Annotated in this window: 15 protein-coding genes; 3 read left to right on the forward strand and 12 right to left on the reverse strand. The window is 44.5% G+C overall.

Annotated elements, in window-relative coordinates; translation table 11 throughout:
- Positions 1–19: 19 nt before the first annotated feature.
- The 3 genes from HMPREF1518_RS02010 to zapA form a co-directional block, all read right to left on the reverse strand.
- Entirely contained in the window at positions 20–2,356 is a 2,337-nt protein-coding gene (locus HMPREF1518_RS02010; protein ID WP_033583766.1) for an endonuclease MutS2, read from the reverse strand.
- A gap of 113 nt (positions 2,357–2,469) precedes the next feature.
- Positions 2,470–3,018 (reverse strand): CvpA family protein, encoded by a 549-nt coding sequence (locus tag HMPREF1518_RS02015; RefSeq protein WP_000623538.1) that lies wholly within the window; start codon positions 3,016–3,018, stop codon positions 2,470–2,472.
- Positions 3,015–3,317 (reverse strand): cell division protein ZapA, encoded by a 303-nt coding sequence (zapA, locus tag HMPREF1518_RS02020; RefSeq protein ID WP_000002028.1) that lies wholly within the window; start codon positions 3,315–3,317, stop codon positions 3,015–3,017. The genes HMPREF1518_RS02015 and zapA overlap by 4 nt, the downstream gene beginning before the upstream one ends.
- A gap of 86 nt (positions 3,318–3,403) precedes the next feature.
- Between zapA and rnhC the strand changes: the two genes are divergently transcribed.
- From rnhC to recD2, 3 genes are all read left to right on the forward strand, one after another.
- A complete protein-coding gene (gene rnhC / locus HMPREF1518_RS02025) occupies positions 3,404–4,285 on the forward strand; it encodes a ribonuclease HIII (RefSeq protein WP_033583771.1) in 882 nt (293 codons plus the stop codon).
- Between the two features lie 3 nt (positions 4,286–4,288).
- Positions 4,289–4,903: a signal peptidase I gene (lepB, locus tag HMPREF1518_RS02030; protein ID WP_033583773.1), complete on the forward strand. Its 615-nt coding sequence runs from the start codon at positions 4,289–4,291 to the stop codon at positions 4,901–4,903.
- A 129-nt stretch (positions 4,904–5,032) separates the two neighbouring features.
- Positions 5,033–7,402 (forward strand): SF1B family DNA helicase RecD2, encoded by a 2,370-nt coding sequence (recD2, locus tag HMPREF1518_RS02035; protein WP_033583775.1) that lies wholly within the window; start codon positions 5,033–5,035, stop codon positions 7,400–7,402.
- Between the two features lie 47 nt (positions 7,403–7,449).
- Here recD2 and tig read toward each other — a convergent pair whose 3' ends face one another.
- The 9 genes from tig to mvk all read right to left on the reverse strand — a co-directional run bounded on the left by tig (position 7,450) and on the right by mvk (position 15,776).
- Positions 7,450–8,733: a trigger factor gene (gene tig / locus HMPREF1518_RS02040; RefSeq protein ID WP_033583777.1), complete on the reverse strand. Its 1,284-nt coding sequence runs from the start codon at positions 8,731–8,733 to the stop codon at positions 7,450–7,452.
- Between the two features lie 90 nt (positions 8,734–8,823).
- Positions 8,824–9,480 carry a DNA alkylation repair protein gene (locus HMPREF1518_RS02045; protein WP_033583779.1) on the reverse strand — a complete coding sequence of 219 codons (657 nt, stop codon included), beginning with the start codon at positions 9,478–9,480 and terminating at the stop codon, positions 8,824–8,826.
- Positions 9,481–10,113, reverse strand: coding sequence for a response regulator transcription factor (locus HMPREF1518_RS02050; protein ID WP_033583784.1), 633 nt, complete (start codon positions 10,111–10,113; stop codon positions 9,481–9,483). It abuts the gene before it with no gap.
- Positions 10,114–10,123: 10 nt separating this feature from the next.
- Positions 10,124–11,122, reverse strand: coding sequence for a sensor histidine kinase (locus HMPREF1518_RS02055; protein WP_033583786.1), 999 nt, complete (start codon positions 11,120–11,122; stop codon positions 10,124–10,126).
- Positions 11,119–11,817: a cell wall-active antibiotics response protein LiaF gene (gene liaF / locus HMPREF1518_RS02060; RefSeq protein WP_033583788.1), complete on the reverse strand. Its 699-nt coding sequence runs from the start codon at positions 11,815–11,817 to the stop codon at positions 11,119–11,121. Before liaF ends, HMPREF1518_RS02055 begins: the two co-directional genes overlap by 4 nt.
- Positions 11,818–11,989: 172 nt before the next feature.
- Positions 11,990–12,985 (reverse strand): type 2 isopentenyl-diphosphate Delta-isomerase, encoded by a 996-nt coding sequence (gene fni / locus HMPREF1518_RS02065; protein WP_033583790.1) that lies wholly within the window; start codon positions 12,983–12,985, stop codon positions 11,990–11,992.
- The gene (locus tag HMPREF1518_RS02070; protein WP_033583791.1) at positions 12,969–13,976 is read right to left on the reverse strand and encodes a phosphomevalonate kinase; all 1,008 of its coding nucleotides are present in this window, start codon (positions 13,974–13,976) and stop codon (positions 12,969–12,971) included. Before HMPREF1518_RS02070 ends, fni begins: the two co-directional genes overlap by 17 nt.
- Positions 13,963–14,916 carry a diphosphomevalonate decarboxylase gene (gene mvaD / locus HMPREF1518_RS02075; protein ID WP_033583792.1) on the reverse strand — a complete coding sequence of 318 codons (954 nt, stop codon included), beginning with the start codon at positions 14,914–14,916 and terminating at the stop codon, positions 13,963–13,965. The genes HMPREF1518_RS02070 and mvaD overlap by 14 nt, the downstream gene beginning before the upstream one ends.
- Positions 14,898–15,776: a mevalonate kinase gene (gene mvk / locus HMPREF1518_RS02080; protein ID WP_033583793.1), complete on the reverse strand. Its 879-nt coding sequence runs from the start codon at positions 15,774–15,776 to the stop codon at positions 14,898–14,900. Before mvk ends, mvaD begins: the two co-directional genes overlap by 19 nt.
- Positions 15,777–15,817 lie beyond the last annotated feature (41 nt).

Genomic DNA, 15,817 nt, shown 5'->3' on the forward strand with positions numbered 1-15,817 from the left:
AAAAGAGACGTACTCTTTTTTAACCTTTAAAGGTCACAATGGTGGCGCCACTACCGTCAGCATTCTGTGGAGCATAGCCGAAAGTCTTAACATGTTTGTTTCTTTGTAGGTATTTGGTGACTCCTTCACGGATGACACCTGTTCCGATACCATGGATGATATCGACTTGCGCCATGTTATTGAGCAGGGCTTGGTCAATAAAGGCGTCCAGCTCGTTCATGGCCTCTTCGTACCGTTTGCCACGAAGATCCAGTCTGGCTTGCGGACCACGACCAGAAGCTCGTTTCACAACATTGACTTGTTTCTTCTTGACTGGGGCTTCTTGCTGGGCCTGAACAAGGTCAAATTCTTTCTCTTCCAAGGTCATCTTGATCAAGCCAACTTGGGCTTCCCAGCGACCATCCTTAAGCTGATTGGTCAGGGTACCACGCTGACCATAACTGAGAACAATGATATCATCCCCCACCTTTGGAGCTCGTTTTTTCTTGGCCTTTTGAAGAACCTTGTTTTTAGACAAGTCGACTTTTTCAGGAGCTAGTTTTTTCAGTTCTGCCTTGGCTTCAATGATTTCGTGGGGCTTGAGTTGAGACTTGCTGTGAAGATTCTTGAGAATCTGGTCACTCTCACTTAGAGCGAGTTCCACAATCTCGGCAGCCTGTTCACGCGCCTTGTTGAGCTCAGTTTCCTTTTCACGATTGAGCTCGTTATAGAGTTTTTTGAGTGCTCGGTTCATCTTGAGGTTTTCTTGCTCCACCTCACGGATATTGTCCAAGCGTTTGCGACTTTCAAGCGTTTGCTCTTCCAATTGCTCAATGATACGGTTGACATCATTATCTTGGTTGACCTGCTGGCTGGCATCTCCTACGATGACATCTGACAAGCCCAGACGTTTGGCAATTTCAAAGGCATTGCTTCGACCAGGAACTCCCTGCATAAAGCGATAGGTCGGACGCAGGCTGGCTGTGTCAAACTCCATGCTGGCATTTTGCACAAAGGCTGTTTCGATACCATAAGCCTTGAGTTCTGGATAGTGGGTCGTCGCCATAGTCTTGACCTGACGGAGACGAAGATCCTCCAGAATAGCCATAGCAAGCGCTGCTCCTTCCTGCGGGTCGGTACCTGCCCCGAGCTCATCTAGCAATAAGAGCGAGTGCTGATTGACCTTGCCAAGAATATCTACGATATTGGTCATGTGGCTGGAGAAGGTAGACAAGCTTTGCTCGATAGACTGCTCATCCCCAATATCTGCGAAGATTTCCTCAAAAATACCGACACGGCTCCCCTTATCAGCTAAAATAGGCAAGCCAGATTGGGCCATGAGTTGAGTCAAGCCTAGGGTTTTGAGCATGATGGTCTTCCCACCAGTATTAGGACCTGTAATGACAATGGCTGTTAATTCCTTACCAAAGTGTACATCGTTTGCAACAGCATTTTTGACCAAAGGATGGCGAACATGAAGGAGTTGAATCTCTTGATTCTCTGAAAGTTGAGGAACAACTGCTTGCATTTCTTGGATGAAACGTACCTTGGCACGAATTAAGTCTAAATGGCCGATGATCCAAGCGTCATTAGCAATCTCAGCAGCATGAGGGCGGACGCGTTCTGAGAGCTCCTGCAGGATGCGAATCATCTCATAGCGTTCGTCTGCTCGCAGACTAGCGATTTCTTCGCTCAGCTTGACCACCTCACGTGGCTCGATATAGACCGTATTCCCACTGGCAGAGATGTCATGGACAACACCTGCAATCTTATTGCGATAGGTGTTCTTTACTGGTAAAACTTGACGGCCATTTCTGCTAGCGATTATACCTTCCGTCAACATCTGCGCTTTTTGCTTGAGTAAGTCTTGCAAGACATCTCGAACTTGACTCTCGCTATCATGGATTTTCCGACGGATGCGTGCTAGCTCTTCACTGGCGAAATTTTCGATAAATCCTGCATCATTTAGGGATTGAAGACTCCCTTGCAAGTGTGGAAAATCATGTAGTTTTTCAAACCATCTCGCCAACTGCTCCAAGCGTACATTTTCAAGATTGGCATAAAAACTTTGCAACTCTCTGCTAGCCAGCAAGACCCGTTTGAGGAGCAGGAACTCCTCAATATTGAGGTCCGCCCCCATCTCCAGACGCTTGCAAACCGCTGATATCTCACGCGTCGCTAGGATGGTAAAGTGAGGTTGCTCCACAAATAGAGCTTGCATTTCCTCCATCTCTGTAAAGGCTTGTTTGATCTTATCCACCTTGGCAGTTGGAGCCAAGCCTTTTAGCTCCTCTAAGCCTTGCTCAGTCAGGAGATGCGGTTCAAACAAGGCTTTGATTTTATTAAATTCTAAGGTTTCTAGTATTTTTGTATTCATATTCTTTCCTTGTATGCTTGTTTACAAGATTGTAGTGCCTAGAGGTTTTTGGACTTTACCTGACCCTAGTCGTCCAATCTGTAAACAAAGGGCTAGGAAAAATCCCGCCCTTTTTATCCGATTAAATTTGTCACCCAGAGTTGTTTGATAAGGTTTGTCGTAAAAGGGACACTTTGGATGATATGTTTGGCTACTATACTTTTTTCGAGTGAATTTTGAATGACTGCCAGAGGCACTGTTGCAAGAATGGTCAGAGCCATTTGCAAGACAAATAAGGTTACCAATAGAGATAAAAGGCCTGATCCGATACGCAACCATTTGACATCGAGCTTTTTAGTTGGAATCAAGTGCAGGAACAAACCGATAAAACGTCCGATACTATAACAAATTCCGAAAACTAAAAGGTAGGCTAGGCCTGCATAAAAGACCTTGTCTAGGTGAAACAGCTGGTCTGAAGGGAAGAAAAAGGTGCCCTGTCCTTCCTGAGGATTGGCATAAGGGACAAGTAAGTGGAAGTGATCTCCCAATGATTTATAAAACTGTCCCGCAACAAAGGCTGAAATCACTGCCACGAGGAAATAATAAACTTGCAGGACCAAGCCTCTACGGTAGCCGATGTAAAAGCCCCAAGCCAGAACCAATAAGAGTAGGATTGAAATCATAGGGAGTCCTCAATCTTGCTCTGTTCTTGTTTGACAGCAATCAACTTGTGGCGGAGTTCTAACAACTCTTGCTCCTTGTCATCAAATTCAATCTCACGGTTGAGCTGTGTAGACAGACAATTGACCGCCAAAAGAAGCGCAATGGTTTCATCATCCGCCCCAGGCATTTGTTCTTTAATTGCTTGGTATTTTTCAGTCGCAACCTTGGCAATTTCCTCCATAAAGAGGTTGTCATGCTCGGTTGTCAAGGTTAATGTCTTTTTCCCGAATGTAAACTTATATCGATTTAGATTTGCCATAAAATTCACCTCACGATATTATACCAAATTTCGCTAACTTTGTCAGTTTTTACCAATTCTCCTGCTTTTGTGGTACAATAGAGACTATGGCAAGTATCACACTCACACCAAGTGAACAGGAAATTCAGAGCTTTTTAAGTCAGTATCAGAAGGCTCTCAGTCCTAGTAAAAATCCTTATATTCGCTATTTTTTGAGACTGCCTCAGGCAACAGTTTCCATCTATACTTCTGGAAAAGTCCTCCTGCAGGGCGAAGCTGCTGAGCAGTACGCCAGTTTCTTTGGCTACCAAGTTCAACAAGAAAACAGTGGACAAGATTTTCCTATAATTGGAACCGATGAGGTGGGAAATGGTTCCTACTTTGGTGGGCTAGCTGTCGTAGCTTCCTTTGTGACACCGGACCAGCACGACTTCTTGCGAAAACTCGGTGTGGGGGATTCAAAAACCCTGACAGACCAAAAGATTCGTCAGATTGCCCCTATCCTCAAGGAAAAAATCCAGCACCAAGCGCTCCTCCTTTCACCGAGCAAGTACAACGAAATTATTGGAGAGCGTTACAATGCTGTTTCTGTAAAGGTTGCCCTTCACAATCAGGCTATCTTTCTCCTTCTTCAAAAAGGAGTCCAGCCAGAAAAAATCGTGATTGATGCTTTTACAAGTCCTAAAAACTATGACAAGTACTTGGCACAAGAAGCCAACCGTTTTCCAAACAAAATTAGCTTAGAAGAAAAAGCCGAGGGCAAATACCTGGCTGTTGCAGTTAGCTCTATCATCGCGCGGGATCTCTTCCTCGAAAACTTGGAAAATCTTGGACGAGAACTAGGCTATCAACTGCCAAGTGGTGCTGGAACTGCATCTGATAAGGTTGCTAGCAAAATCCTTCAGGCCTATGGCATGAAGGGACTTCATTTCTGTGCCAAACTACATTTTAAAAACACTGAAAAAGCCAAAGCACTTCTAGAAAGGTGAGTTATGAATTTGTTTAAAACATTTCTAAAAGAATGGGGAGTTTTCTTCCTGATTATTGCGCTGGTCGGCCTTAGCCGTATCTTCCTTTGGAGCAATGTCCGTGTGGAAGGACACTCGATGGACCCTACCCTAGCCGACGGAGAAGTTCTCTTCGTTGTTAAACACCTCCCAATTGACCGCTTCGACATTGTGGTTGCGCATGAGGAAGACGGAAATAAAGACATTGTCAAAAGGGTCATCGGCATGCCTGGAGATACCATCCGCTACGAAAATGACAAACTCTTTATCAACGGTGAAGAAACGAATGAACCTTACCTAGCTGAATATCTCAACTTGTTCAAAACAGAAAAATTGCAGAACACCTATACTGGAAAAGGATTTGAAGGCAATAAGGGAGTTTACTTTAGAGAACTTGCTCAAAAGGCACAGGCTTTTACGGTCGATGTCAATTCCAATACCAGCTTCAGCTTTACTGTCCCTCAAGGTGAGTACCTTCTCCTTGGTGACGATCGTCTAGTCTCTAGCGACAGCCGCCATGTCGGTACCTTCAAGGCCAGCGATATCAAGGGCGAAGCAAAATTCCGTTTCTGGCCACTTAACCGTATCGGAACTTTTTAAGATAAGGAAGAGGCCGAGAATGCTAAATCTCAGTCTCTTTTTCTATTGCGAGAAGAAGGCCTTTTAGTCTCCTAGTTTGTTGAAAGAAACTAAGGATTCAACTCTCATGAACTCATGTAAAGGAAACCTATGGAAGTTTATTTTTCAGGCACCATTGAACGTATTATTTTTGAAAATCCCAGTAATTTTTATCGCATTCTCCTCCTAGATATCGAAGATACCGATGCGGAGGACTTTGACGATTTTGAAATCATCGTTACCGGAACCATGGCGGACGTGATCGAGGGTGAAGACTATACTTTTTGGGGACAAATCGTTCAGCACTCCAAGTATGGGAAACAGCTACAGATCAGTCGTTATGAGCGAGCAAAACCCACTAAGAATGGGCTAGTCAAATACTTTTCTAGCAGTCATTTCAAGGGGATTGGTCTCAAAACGGCCCAAAAAATTGTTGATAGCTATGGTGACAATACCATAGACGAAATTCTGGAGCATCCTGAAAAGCTGGAAAGCATTGCTGGACTCTCTGCCAAAAACCGTGAGGCTTTTGTCTCCACCCTCCGTCTCAACTATGGGACAGAAATGGTCTTAGCCAAACTAGCCAACTACGGGATTCCCAATAAACTAGCCTTTCAGATTCAAGACTTTTACAAGGAAGAAACACTGGATGTGGTTGAAAATTATCCCTACCAACTGGTTGAAGATATCAAGGGCTTGGGTTTTACCATTGCTGACCAATTAGCTGCCGAACTAGGCATCGAAAGTCAAGCTCCTGAACGCTTCCGTGCTGGCCTTGTCCATAGTCTTTTTCAGGGATGTATGGATACGGGCGATACCTATATGGAAGCCCGAGATTTGCTGGAACAAACCCTGACTCTCCTTGAATCTTCTCGCCCCGTGGAACTCGATCCCAGCCAAGTAGCTCAGGAATTATCTCATCTGATTGAAGAAGATAAGGTTCAGCAGATTGATACCAAAATCTTTGATAACAGCCTCTTTTTCGCCGAAGAAGGCATCCGCAGTCACTTGGTTCGTATCCTTGAAAAAGAAAAGCAGAAAAGTCAGGATTTGGAAACCATTCACAAGCATATCTCTACTGTCGAGCAAGAACTGGGGATTCAGTACGATACTATTCAAAAACAAGCTATCTGCGACGCTATCCAGAACAAGGTCTTTATCCTAACAGGTGGGCCTGGTACAGGTAAGACGACTGTTATCAATGGAATTATCACTGTTTATGCACTCTTAGAAGGACTTGACCTCAGGAAAAAAAGCAACCTGCCGATTCTTCTCGCTGCACCAACTGGTCGAGCGGCTCGGCGCATGAATGAATTGACAGGTTTGCCTAGCGCTACTATACACCGCCATTTGGGAATGACGGGTGACGATGATACCAGCCATCTGGAAGATTATCTGGATGCCGACTTCATCATCGTGGACGAGTTTTCTATGGTGGACACTTGGCTAGCCAACCAACTCTTCTCCAATATCTCCTCTAACAGCAAAATTCTCATCGTGGGTGATAGCGACCAGTTACCTTCTGTTAGTCCTGGACAAGTCCTGGCTGACCTGCTCCAGATACCTCTGATTCCGCAGACGCGCTTGGAACGGATTTATCGTCAGAGTGAAGAATCAACTATCGTCACCTTAGCTAGCCAGATTCGACAAGGCATCTTGCCAGCAGATTTCACCCAGAAAAAAGCTGATCGCTCCTACTTTGAAATCGCTAGTGGCCATATCCCAGCTACCATTGAGAAAATCCTCGGTGCTGCCCTCAGAAGTGGCATTCCGGCTCATGATATTCAGGTGTTAGCGCCTATGTATCGAGGAACTGCTGGCATTGACGCCATCAACCAACTCATGCAAGACCTGCTCAATCCTCAGCAAAAGAGGCAAGTTAGCTTTGAAGCAACTCAGTGTCACTATCGAACAGGGGACAAGGTCATTCACCTAGTCAACGATGCCGAGGTCAATGTCTTTAACGGAGACCTAGGCTACATCACAGACCTGATTCCTGGAAAATACACCAAGTCCAAACAAGACGAGATTGTCATTGATTTTGATGGCAATGAGGTCATCTATCCACGCAACGAATGGTACAAGATTCGACTAGCCTATGCCATGAGTATTCATAAGTCTCAGGGAAGTGAGTTTCCTGTTGTCATCCTGCCCATCACCAGTGCTAGCAAGCGCATGCTGGAGCGAAATCTCATCTACACAGCTATCACACGGGCCAAGAGCAAGCTCATCCTTCTTGGTGAATTACAGGCCTTTGACTATGCAGTCAAGCATATCGGGACTGCCCGCAAGACCTATCTGACTGAGCGTTTCAGTGATTTAATTGAAAATAAAATTGAAGAAAGCAAACAAGCCTTCTCTGAAACTGCCACATCAAGTGACTCTGAACAATCTCACATCCTCACCGAGGAAAACTGGTCTAGTATTCCAGCCATGATCGGGATTACAGATGCAGACCTCAAAGAGATTTTTGGAAAATAGACAAGCAAAAAGCCCACCTAGTCAGGTGGGCTTTTTCTCTTTTAAGATTATTTTACTGTTGCAGTGCTTGTGATCAATTCAACAGCTTTTTTGATAGTGATATCGTGTTTCAACATGTCAGCTGAAAGCAAGTTTTGTACTTGAGCCACTTCCATGTTGTAGTCTGCTGCCAATTGCTCAATTTCTTTTTGGATTTCTTCTTCTGAAGCGTCAAATCCTTCAGCTTTGGCAACTGCTTCGATAACAAGGTTAGTCTTCGTACGTGACTCAGCTTCTGCTTCGTATTGTTTGTGAAGGTCTTCTTGAGTAGTTCCAGTGATTTGGAAGTACATGTCAGGGTTGATACCTTGGCGTTGCAAGTTTCCAAGGAATTCATTTACTGAACGGTGAACTTCTTCGTGGATCATTTCTTCTGGAAGTTCTACGATTTCAGCGTTTTCTACAGCTTTATCAATTGCTGCACCTTCAAGGGCATCTTTGTATGCTTCTTCTTTCGCAGCAGTCAATTCTTTGCGGTATTTTTCTTTCAATTCAGCAAGTGTTTCCACTTCTTCATCGATATCTTTTGCAAGTTCATCGTCAAGAGCTGGAACTTCTTTAGCTTTTACTTCGTGGATAGTTGTTACGAATTTAGCTTCTTTACCTGCAAGGTCTTCTGCTTGGTAGTCTTCTGGGAATGTTACGACAACGTCAACAGTTTCGCCAGCTGAGTGCCCTACCAATTGGTCTTCAAAACCAGGGATGAATTGACCTGATCCAAGTCCAAGTGAGAAGTTTTCACCTTTTCCACCGTCGAACTCAACACCATCGATAGAACCAACGAAGTCGATGACAACAGTGTCGCCATTTTCAGCAGCGCCGTCTTTGATAACCAATTCAGCCAAGTTGTTGCGTTCGCGTTCGATGCGTTCTTCAACGTCAGCGTCAGTTACTTCTTTTTCTACATCAACTGATACTTCAAGGTTTTTGTAGTCACCCAATTTAACTTCAGGTTTTGTCACAACTTCGGCAGTGATAACCCAGTCTTGACCTTTTTCCATTGAAGTCACGTCAATTTTTGGTTGCGCAACGACTTCAAGACCAGCTTCTTTTACTGCAGCTTCATAAGCATTTGGCAAAAGTGCGTTCATTGCATCTTGATAAAGAGCTTCTTCACCAAATTTTTGGTCGAAGATAGGGCGTGGAAGGTGACCTTTACGGAAACCTGGAACGTTAAGAGTTTTCTTTACTGAGTTAAATACACGGTCCAATTCTGGTTTGATTTGGTCTTGAGAGATAGTGAAAGTCAAGACACCACGGTTTGTTTCTTTGTTTTCAAATGATACAGACATTCTGTCATTTCTCCTTAAAATTTTTAATACAGTCCATTATACCATATAATAGCGACTTTTTTCAAGTAATGAATGCGCTTTTCAATAGTGCTAGAGGTACTTGCTCGCTTCCCTGATACTAAGTTCAGCCATTCTCTTCTTATTTTTTTCAATAAAACGTGCTACCCATTCGGGATTGGTTTTAGAGTAGTCTCTTAGAGCCCAGCCGATGGCTTTGTTGATGAAAAATTCTGTCTGGTCCAGATTGTTGACCAGGATCTTTTCCATCAGTTGGACATTTGTTTTTTCTTTTCTTAACAACTGGTGGTCAATAGCGACTTGTCTCAGCCAGATATTGTCTGAGAGGCTCCATTTTAAAATCACTTCTTCAAGTTCTGGATAGTCGGCTACCAAACTTCCTACTACTCGATCTAGGATATCTACCGTGTCCCACCAAGACTTGGTCACGACCAGACGCTCAAGCTTAGGCAAATCATCCTTCGTTAGATAAGACTGCATGGCTTTCAAATAGTTGGCAGCTACATATTGGTATTCTCTTGGCTCCTTTTCCCAGCAGATATCTACAAAATCCCAATCAATAATCTTTGTTTTTTTCACGCTTGGAAAGTATTTTTTATAGAGTGCATTTCTTTCAGGACCTGCAATCCCTAAAAAGGGAAATTGATGGCGCATATAGGCTTCCATAGGCCCTGCTTTTTCAGGGTCTTTTGCTGCTTCTAGCTCCTCAAGTAAATCTGCAAGACTCATCTAAAAGTCCTCCTGCCCGACCAAGTGGTGCTGGAAGGCATAGACCGCCGCCTGGGTGCGATCGCTGACCTCAAGTTTGGCAAGGATATTGGACACATGGGTCTTGACCGTCTTGAGAGAGATAAAGAGTTCATCTGCGATCCGCTGATTTTCGTAGCCCTTGGCGATTAACTGAAGTACATCTCGCTCACGTGCAGTCAATTCTTCATGAAGTTCCATATGATTGCGGTGGTATTCAACCTTCTTGCTGACCTCTTGTTCAATGGCCAGCTCGCCAGCAGCCACCTTACGGACAGCATGGAGCAATTCATCTGCACTTGAAGTCTTAAGCATATAGCCTTTGGCACCAGCATTCAAGACCGGCATGATTTTTTCATTGTCCAAGTAAGAGGTCACAATCAATATCTTGGCTTCAGGCCATTTTTTGAGGATAGCCAAGGTAGCATCAATCCCATTCATCTCAGGCATGACAATATCCATGACAATGACATCTGGGCGCAATTCCAAGGCCAACTCAATACCTTGAGATCCGTTGGCAGCCTCGCCCACAACTTCCACATCGTCTTGGAGATCAAAATAGCTTTTCAAGCCCAATCGAACCATTTCATGGTCATCTACAAGTAAAATTTTCATCTCTGCTCCTTTATGATTCCTTGTCTAGCAGGGGAATACGGATATCAACCGCCAGTCCTTGCTTAGGTGCTGTCAAAAGTTGAATGTTTCCTGCCATATCTTCGACTCGCTCCTTGATATTTCGCAGTCCATAACTCAAGTCGTCTAAACTCCCCAACTGGAAACCAATCCCATTGTCCACCACTTTCAGCTGCAATTCAACATCTGTCTGATAGAGATAGACATCCAAACAAGATGCCTGGGCATGGCGGAGGGTATTGCTGATCAATTCCTGTAAAATACGGAAGATATGTTCTTCAATCTTCTTAGGCAATTTAGACACATTTTGATTGAGACTAACCTTGAGATCACTCTTGTCCTCAAGCTCTTTTAAGAGGATTTGAATCCCCTCAACCAAACTCTTCTCTTCCAACTCAACAGGTCGCAAATGTAGGAGCAAGACCCGCAAATCTTTCTGGGCTGTTTCAAGGATAGCTGCAACACTTTGCAACTGGGTCTGCATCTTTTCTCTATCCAGCTTCAAAGCCTGCTGGCTGACACCTGATAAAATCATATGGGCTGCAAACAACTCCTGACTAACTGTATCGTGCAAGTCACGTGCTATCCGCTTTCGTTCTTTCTCAATGATTGCTTCTTCCTTGATCAGGCTTTGATTTTCAGCCTTTTGAACAGCCTCTGTCAAGAGGTTGAGCTTGCCAGACAAGGATTGGAAACTGGCATCCAAGTCTGGATCTGCAAAGGCAACCACCTCTTTTCCTGCTAGCAGTCGCTTGAGATTGACCTGCATTTTTCTGCGAGAGACTTCTTCTATCACGCGCCAAAAGAGAACAAAAAAGAAAGTCATGGAAAGGCTAAAGACCAAGATCAAGAAGATTAACTTTTCCAGTTTTTCGATATCTTGTAGCAAATAGGACCAATCAAGATTGAGAATATCAAGTAGACTATTGGTCAAAAAGAGGATAAAAAGGAGAGAAGTCAGCCCGATTAACAGATACGATTGCTTTTTCATCCTCTGACCACCTCCACATCGCCAACCATAGTAGTTAGGAAAATCTTGACGCTCTTGTTACTCTTGAGATAGTCTCTGGTCTCCTGATGATAGTGTTCATTGCGGAGGGCTCGCTTGGGTTGATTGAGGAAAGTTAAATCTCCATAGAGGCAGTTGACACTGAGGCTGATTTCCACATCTACAGGTACGATAATCCTAGTCGTTCCGACCATCTTTCTAAGGATAATGACATTGTCATGATTGGTTAGGATAACTCTTTCCAAATGTATGGTGTCCTTGCCCATGAGGCGAAAGAGGTTGATATCGTCAAACTGGCAGGTCTGATGGCTAGAGAAATGATGGAGATTGCCAAACCAAGGATTGTGTTCATTTTTAACCGTTACCACCTCTTCAAAGACCAAGTCGGTCTCCTCTCTTTCTTGATTCATCATCGGATAGAGAAGAAAGAGACAGTAGATCACCGCTACAAAGATAGCTAAAATCACAAAGGGATTAAGCATGACGATGAAAAAGAAAAGAATAGTCGCTACAAGGAGGAAGACATTGTTGCCCTCCTTACCTGTATAATAGCGGAGCAAGAGCAAAAAGAGGAATAGAATCAGCAGAAAACGCGAAAAATGCTCTGATACCATCAAAATCAGAGCTCCCGTCAACAGACAGGCTTCGATAAATAAAAAGATTTGAAATTTTTTCATAGCTGTATCCTCTCTTTTCTATTTTATCACAATTCAAAAAAGTCACCTCGGTCTGAGGATGGAAAAAGGAGATAGGACAGAAATCGCTCCTACAAGCTAGGTTCTTTCAGACCACTACAGTTGACAAAAGGCTACAAAAAAGGGCGGGATTCTTGTCCCGACCTCTCTACATCTAATCTTTTGCTTCTTTTAGTTTACCGTAAAGAATATAGTCTACGTTTTGCAGATCTGCTATGGTGGCACAATTAAGAGCACACATGATCAAACGTAGATCTGCTTTCCAGCCTTGGACAATGCCAATCACTTCTTCGACCGAGTAGGTTTCAACCAATTCCAGAACGGTACGTGACAGTCCCACAGCCTTGGCTCCAAAGACCAAGCACTTAATCATATCCAGCGGGTTCCGAACCCCTCCGCTAACCAAAAGTTCGACCTTGTCTTTCCAGTCTTGGGCATTGAGAAGGGCTTGCATGGTGGACTGGCCCCATTGATTGAGGTAGTCACGTTGGCCACTGCGACGGTTTTCGATATAGGCAAAGCTGGTGCCACCACGACCTGACAGGTCAACCGTTCGAACACCCAGTTCATAGGCTCTTTCGATAGTCTTTACATCCATCCCAAAACCCACTTCCTTTAGGACAATAGGAACTGGGATTTGCTTGCTATAATCTGCCAGATGCGATTGCCAGCTTCGAAACTTTCTTTCTCCCTCTGGCATGAGCAATTCCTGCATGACATTGACATGCACTTGCAGGAGGAGAGGATTCATCGCTTCTACAGTCTGAAGTCCTAACTCAACAGGCTTGTCCAAGCCAATATTGGTTCCAAGTAGGAGATTTGGATGGCTAGATTTGACAGAAAAAGAGTCATCTGTTGGATCTTTGAGGGCTGCGCTATAAGAGCCCGTCACAAACAAAATCCCACAGGCTTCTGCCACCTGAGCCAGTTTTTGATTGATTTCTCTCCCCTTATCGCTCCCACCTGTCATGGCATTGATATAAAAAGGAAAATCCCACTTTCGACCTGCAAACTCTGTAGACAAATCAATCTCATTCAGGTCATAAAGAGGCAGGGAAGAATGAATCAACTCCACCTCATCAAAGCTATTATAGGAACTTTTCTGCTCAAGGGCATAGCGGATATGCTCATCCTTACGATTTGTCGTCATGTCCTATCCTTTCTTGGTATAAGAGCTCAATCCCCAGATCGGCCCAGCGATTTTTTAAGGTTTCAGTTGATTGCTCATCAAAACTCAAGGCAATCCCACAGTCACCACCACCAGCCCCACTACTCTTGGCAACAGCCTGCAAATCTTGACTGGCTTCTTTCAACTGTCTCAGCGAAGGTGTGTAAATATCTGGGCTCAAACCTTCTAAAAGCTGACTGGCTGTTTCCACCTGCTCAATAACTTTTTCGGCATTCCCCTGCTCCAAGGCTTCTACCAAAGCAGACACCGTTGCTTTTGAGGAACTTAAAAAATTCTGGCCTATGTTTTGCTTGATTTGCTGAACCATTTGACTCGATACGGCCACTTGCTTGGTCCATCCAACTAGGAAATCACATGCTAGGGCAGGTTGTACGTGTGAGATTGAAAATCCCCAATCACGCTCTAAAACCGTCGCCAAGCTTTCTTCTTGCAACCAAGCAGCCACCTTTTGGCGATCAAACGACTGGTAGAGAATCAAATCTTCTGCCACAATACAGGCAAGGTCTCCCATAGAACCATTGTCGCCTCGCTTGAGCAAGACTGCGCTTACCAGCTTGAACAAGAGTTCCGGATCAACCGTAATATCATATAGAGCCAGCAGGGCCTTGATCACCAAGACAACGACGCTACCACTAGAACCCAGACCAAACTTTTTGCCTTCGCGTTCCATTTTTCCACGGATTTCCAAGAAAAAAGGTCGCAAGGCTTGCCCACGATAAACGAGGAAATCTTCCACTAGAGCAATCGTTTCTTGAATCAAGCTGTAGTCAGGATTTGGCGTCAAGTCCACTGCAAAATCAAACAGATCTGAATAGATACGGTAGCTATCAGAAAAGGCAATCTCTCCCCTCATATAGATAGGTATCGCCTTTATCAAGGCCAACTGTCCTGGCTCTAAAATAGCATATTCACCTGCCCAATAGAGTTTCCCGCAAGTTTTAACAGCAATCATCTTGGCTCAAATCCTTTGTTTTTGACACAATCAAGCGGTAACGTTGACCGAAAATTTCTGACAAATGCTCCAAGTCTTTCTCCTGACAGAGGACCTTGACATTGGGACCAGCATCCATGGTAAAGTAGCAGGCTTCGCCTTGCTCACGAAGCTGGCGGACAAAGTTCATCGCTTCATAAGTTGCATCCGTCAGATAAGAAAAAGCTGGTGATGCTGTTTTGGTCGTAGCATGCATGGCTAGTGCATTTTTCTCCGTTAATTCCCCAACCTTGGCAAAGTCATTCTCTTTGAGATAAACCAGCATCTCCTGATAATCCTTCTCAGACTGACGAACCCAATCATCAAAGGTCGTCGAGGTTTCCACACAAAGTTTCATTCCATCACGGCTAGAAATTGGTTTTTTCTTATCCTCTAACACCAACATAATCATAGCTAGTTTCAGGTCTGTATCAACAGAGTAAATTTCCCCACTATCCTTATCCCAGGCACCTAGTGGTCCATAAAAGCTCCGAGAGGAAGAACCTGAGGCAAACTTAGCTTCCTGCGCCAACTGACTCTGATTCAAACCAAGCTGGAAATAAGCATTACAGGCCTTGACCAAGGCGGACAAACCACTGGAACTTGAGGACAAGCCCGCTGCGGTAGGCATGTTGTTTTGGGTATCAATACGGACAAAGCCCTCACCTTCTGGGCGGTAACGGTCAATGATTCTGCTCATTTTGGCATGCTCATCCTCACTCTGAAGTTGACCATTGATATAAAAGGCATCAGCAGTCGCATCCGTCGGTAAAGGCGACAAAGTCGTCTCTGTGTACATATTTTCCAAAGTCAAAGAGATACTGCTAGTAGCAGGAACCATCTCTTTTTCTTTTTTCTTTCCCCAATATTTGACAATGGCAATATTTGCGTAGGAACGTACTGTTACAGGCTTTCGATCCATGTCTGAACAGCTCCTTTCTCTTCTAATCTTTCTGCTAGTTCTTGAGCTTGAGTCAAATTGGTTGCCAAGGCTATGATACAGCCTCCTAGCCCACCACCACTCATCTTGGCACCTAGAGCACCCTGGCTCAGAGCCGTTTCAACGAGGGAGTCTGCCTCAGGGCTACTAACACCAATTTCTTTTAAATGTAAATGCGCTTGACTGAAGATTTGTCCCAGTCCCTCAGCATCTTCTCGTCTAATTGCCTCTTCTGCCTGCTGGGTCAATTCTCCCAGGGCATGCAAAAACGGCAGAGCATCCTTCCCCTTGCTTTGAACCACTTGGATGGCTTCACGAGTGTGACCATACACACCTGTATCTGCAATCACCAAATAGGCAGATAGGTTCATCTCAAGTTCTGTAAAACCAACATTCTTGATAAAGCGAATGGGCTGGTCACTGAGACAGGTCTTAGCATCCAAACCGCTTGGATTCATATGGGCAATCATCTCAGCCCGATTGACCAAGATTTCTAGTACATCATGAGGCAGGTCGGCTTGATAGTAGTCAAAAACAGCTCGAATGGCTGCTATGCTGATAGCCGCTGACGAACCCATTCCCCGTTTTTCAGGGATAGCCGAGTCAATCACACATCGAATGCAGGCTTCTTTGATATCCAAATACTCCAGCGAAGCATAAACCGCCATGGACAAGGTATCCTCCTCATAGAGACGCCACGGACTTTCAGCAGGGACCACCTTACATGTCACCTCCACCTCTAAGAGAGGCAGGGAAATAGCAGGATAGCCGTAGACGACCGCATGCTCCCCTATTAAAATAATCTTACTATGTGCCTGACCGACACCAACTTTTTTTGTCATGTTTTCCTTTAACCAGACGAAAAGACCGTCTCATTTCATAC

Source organism: Streptococcus sp. SR1 (assembly GCF_000526075.1).
Classification (GTDB): Bacteria; Bacillota; Bacilli; order Lactobacillales; family Streptococcaceae; genus Streptococcus; species Streptococcus halitosis.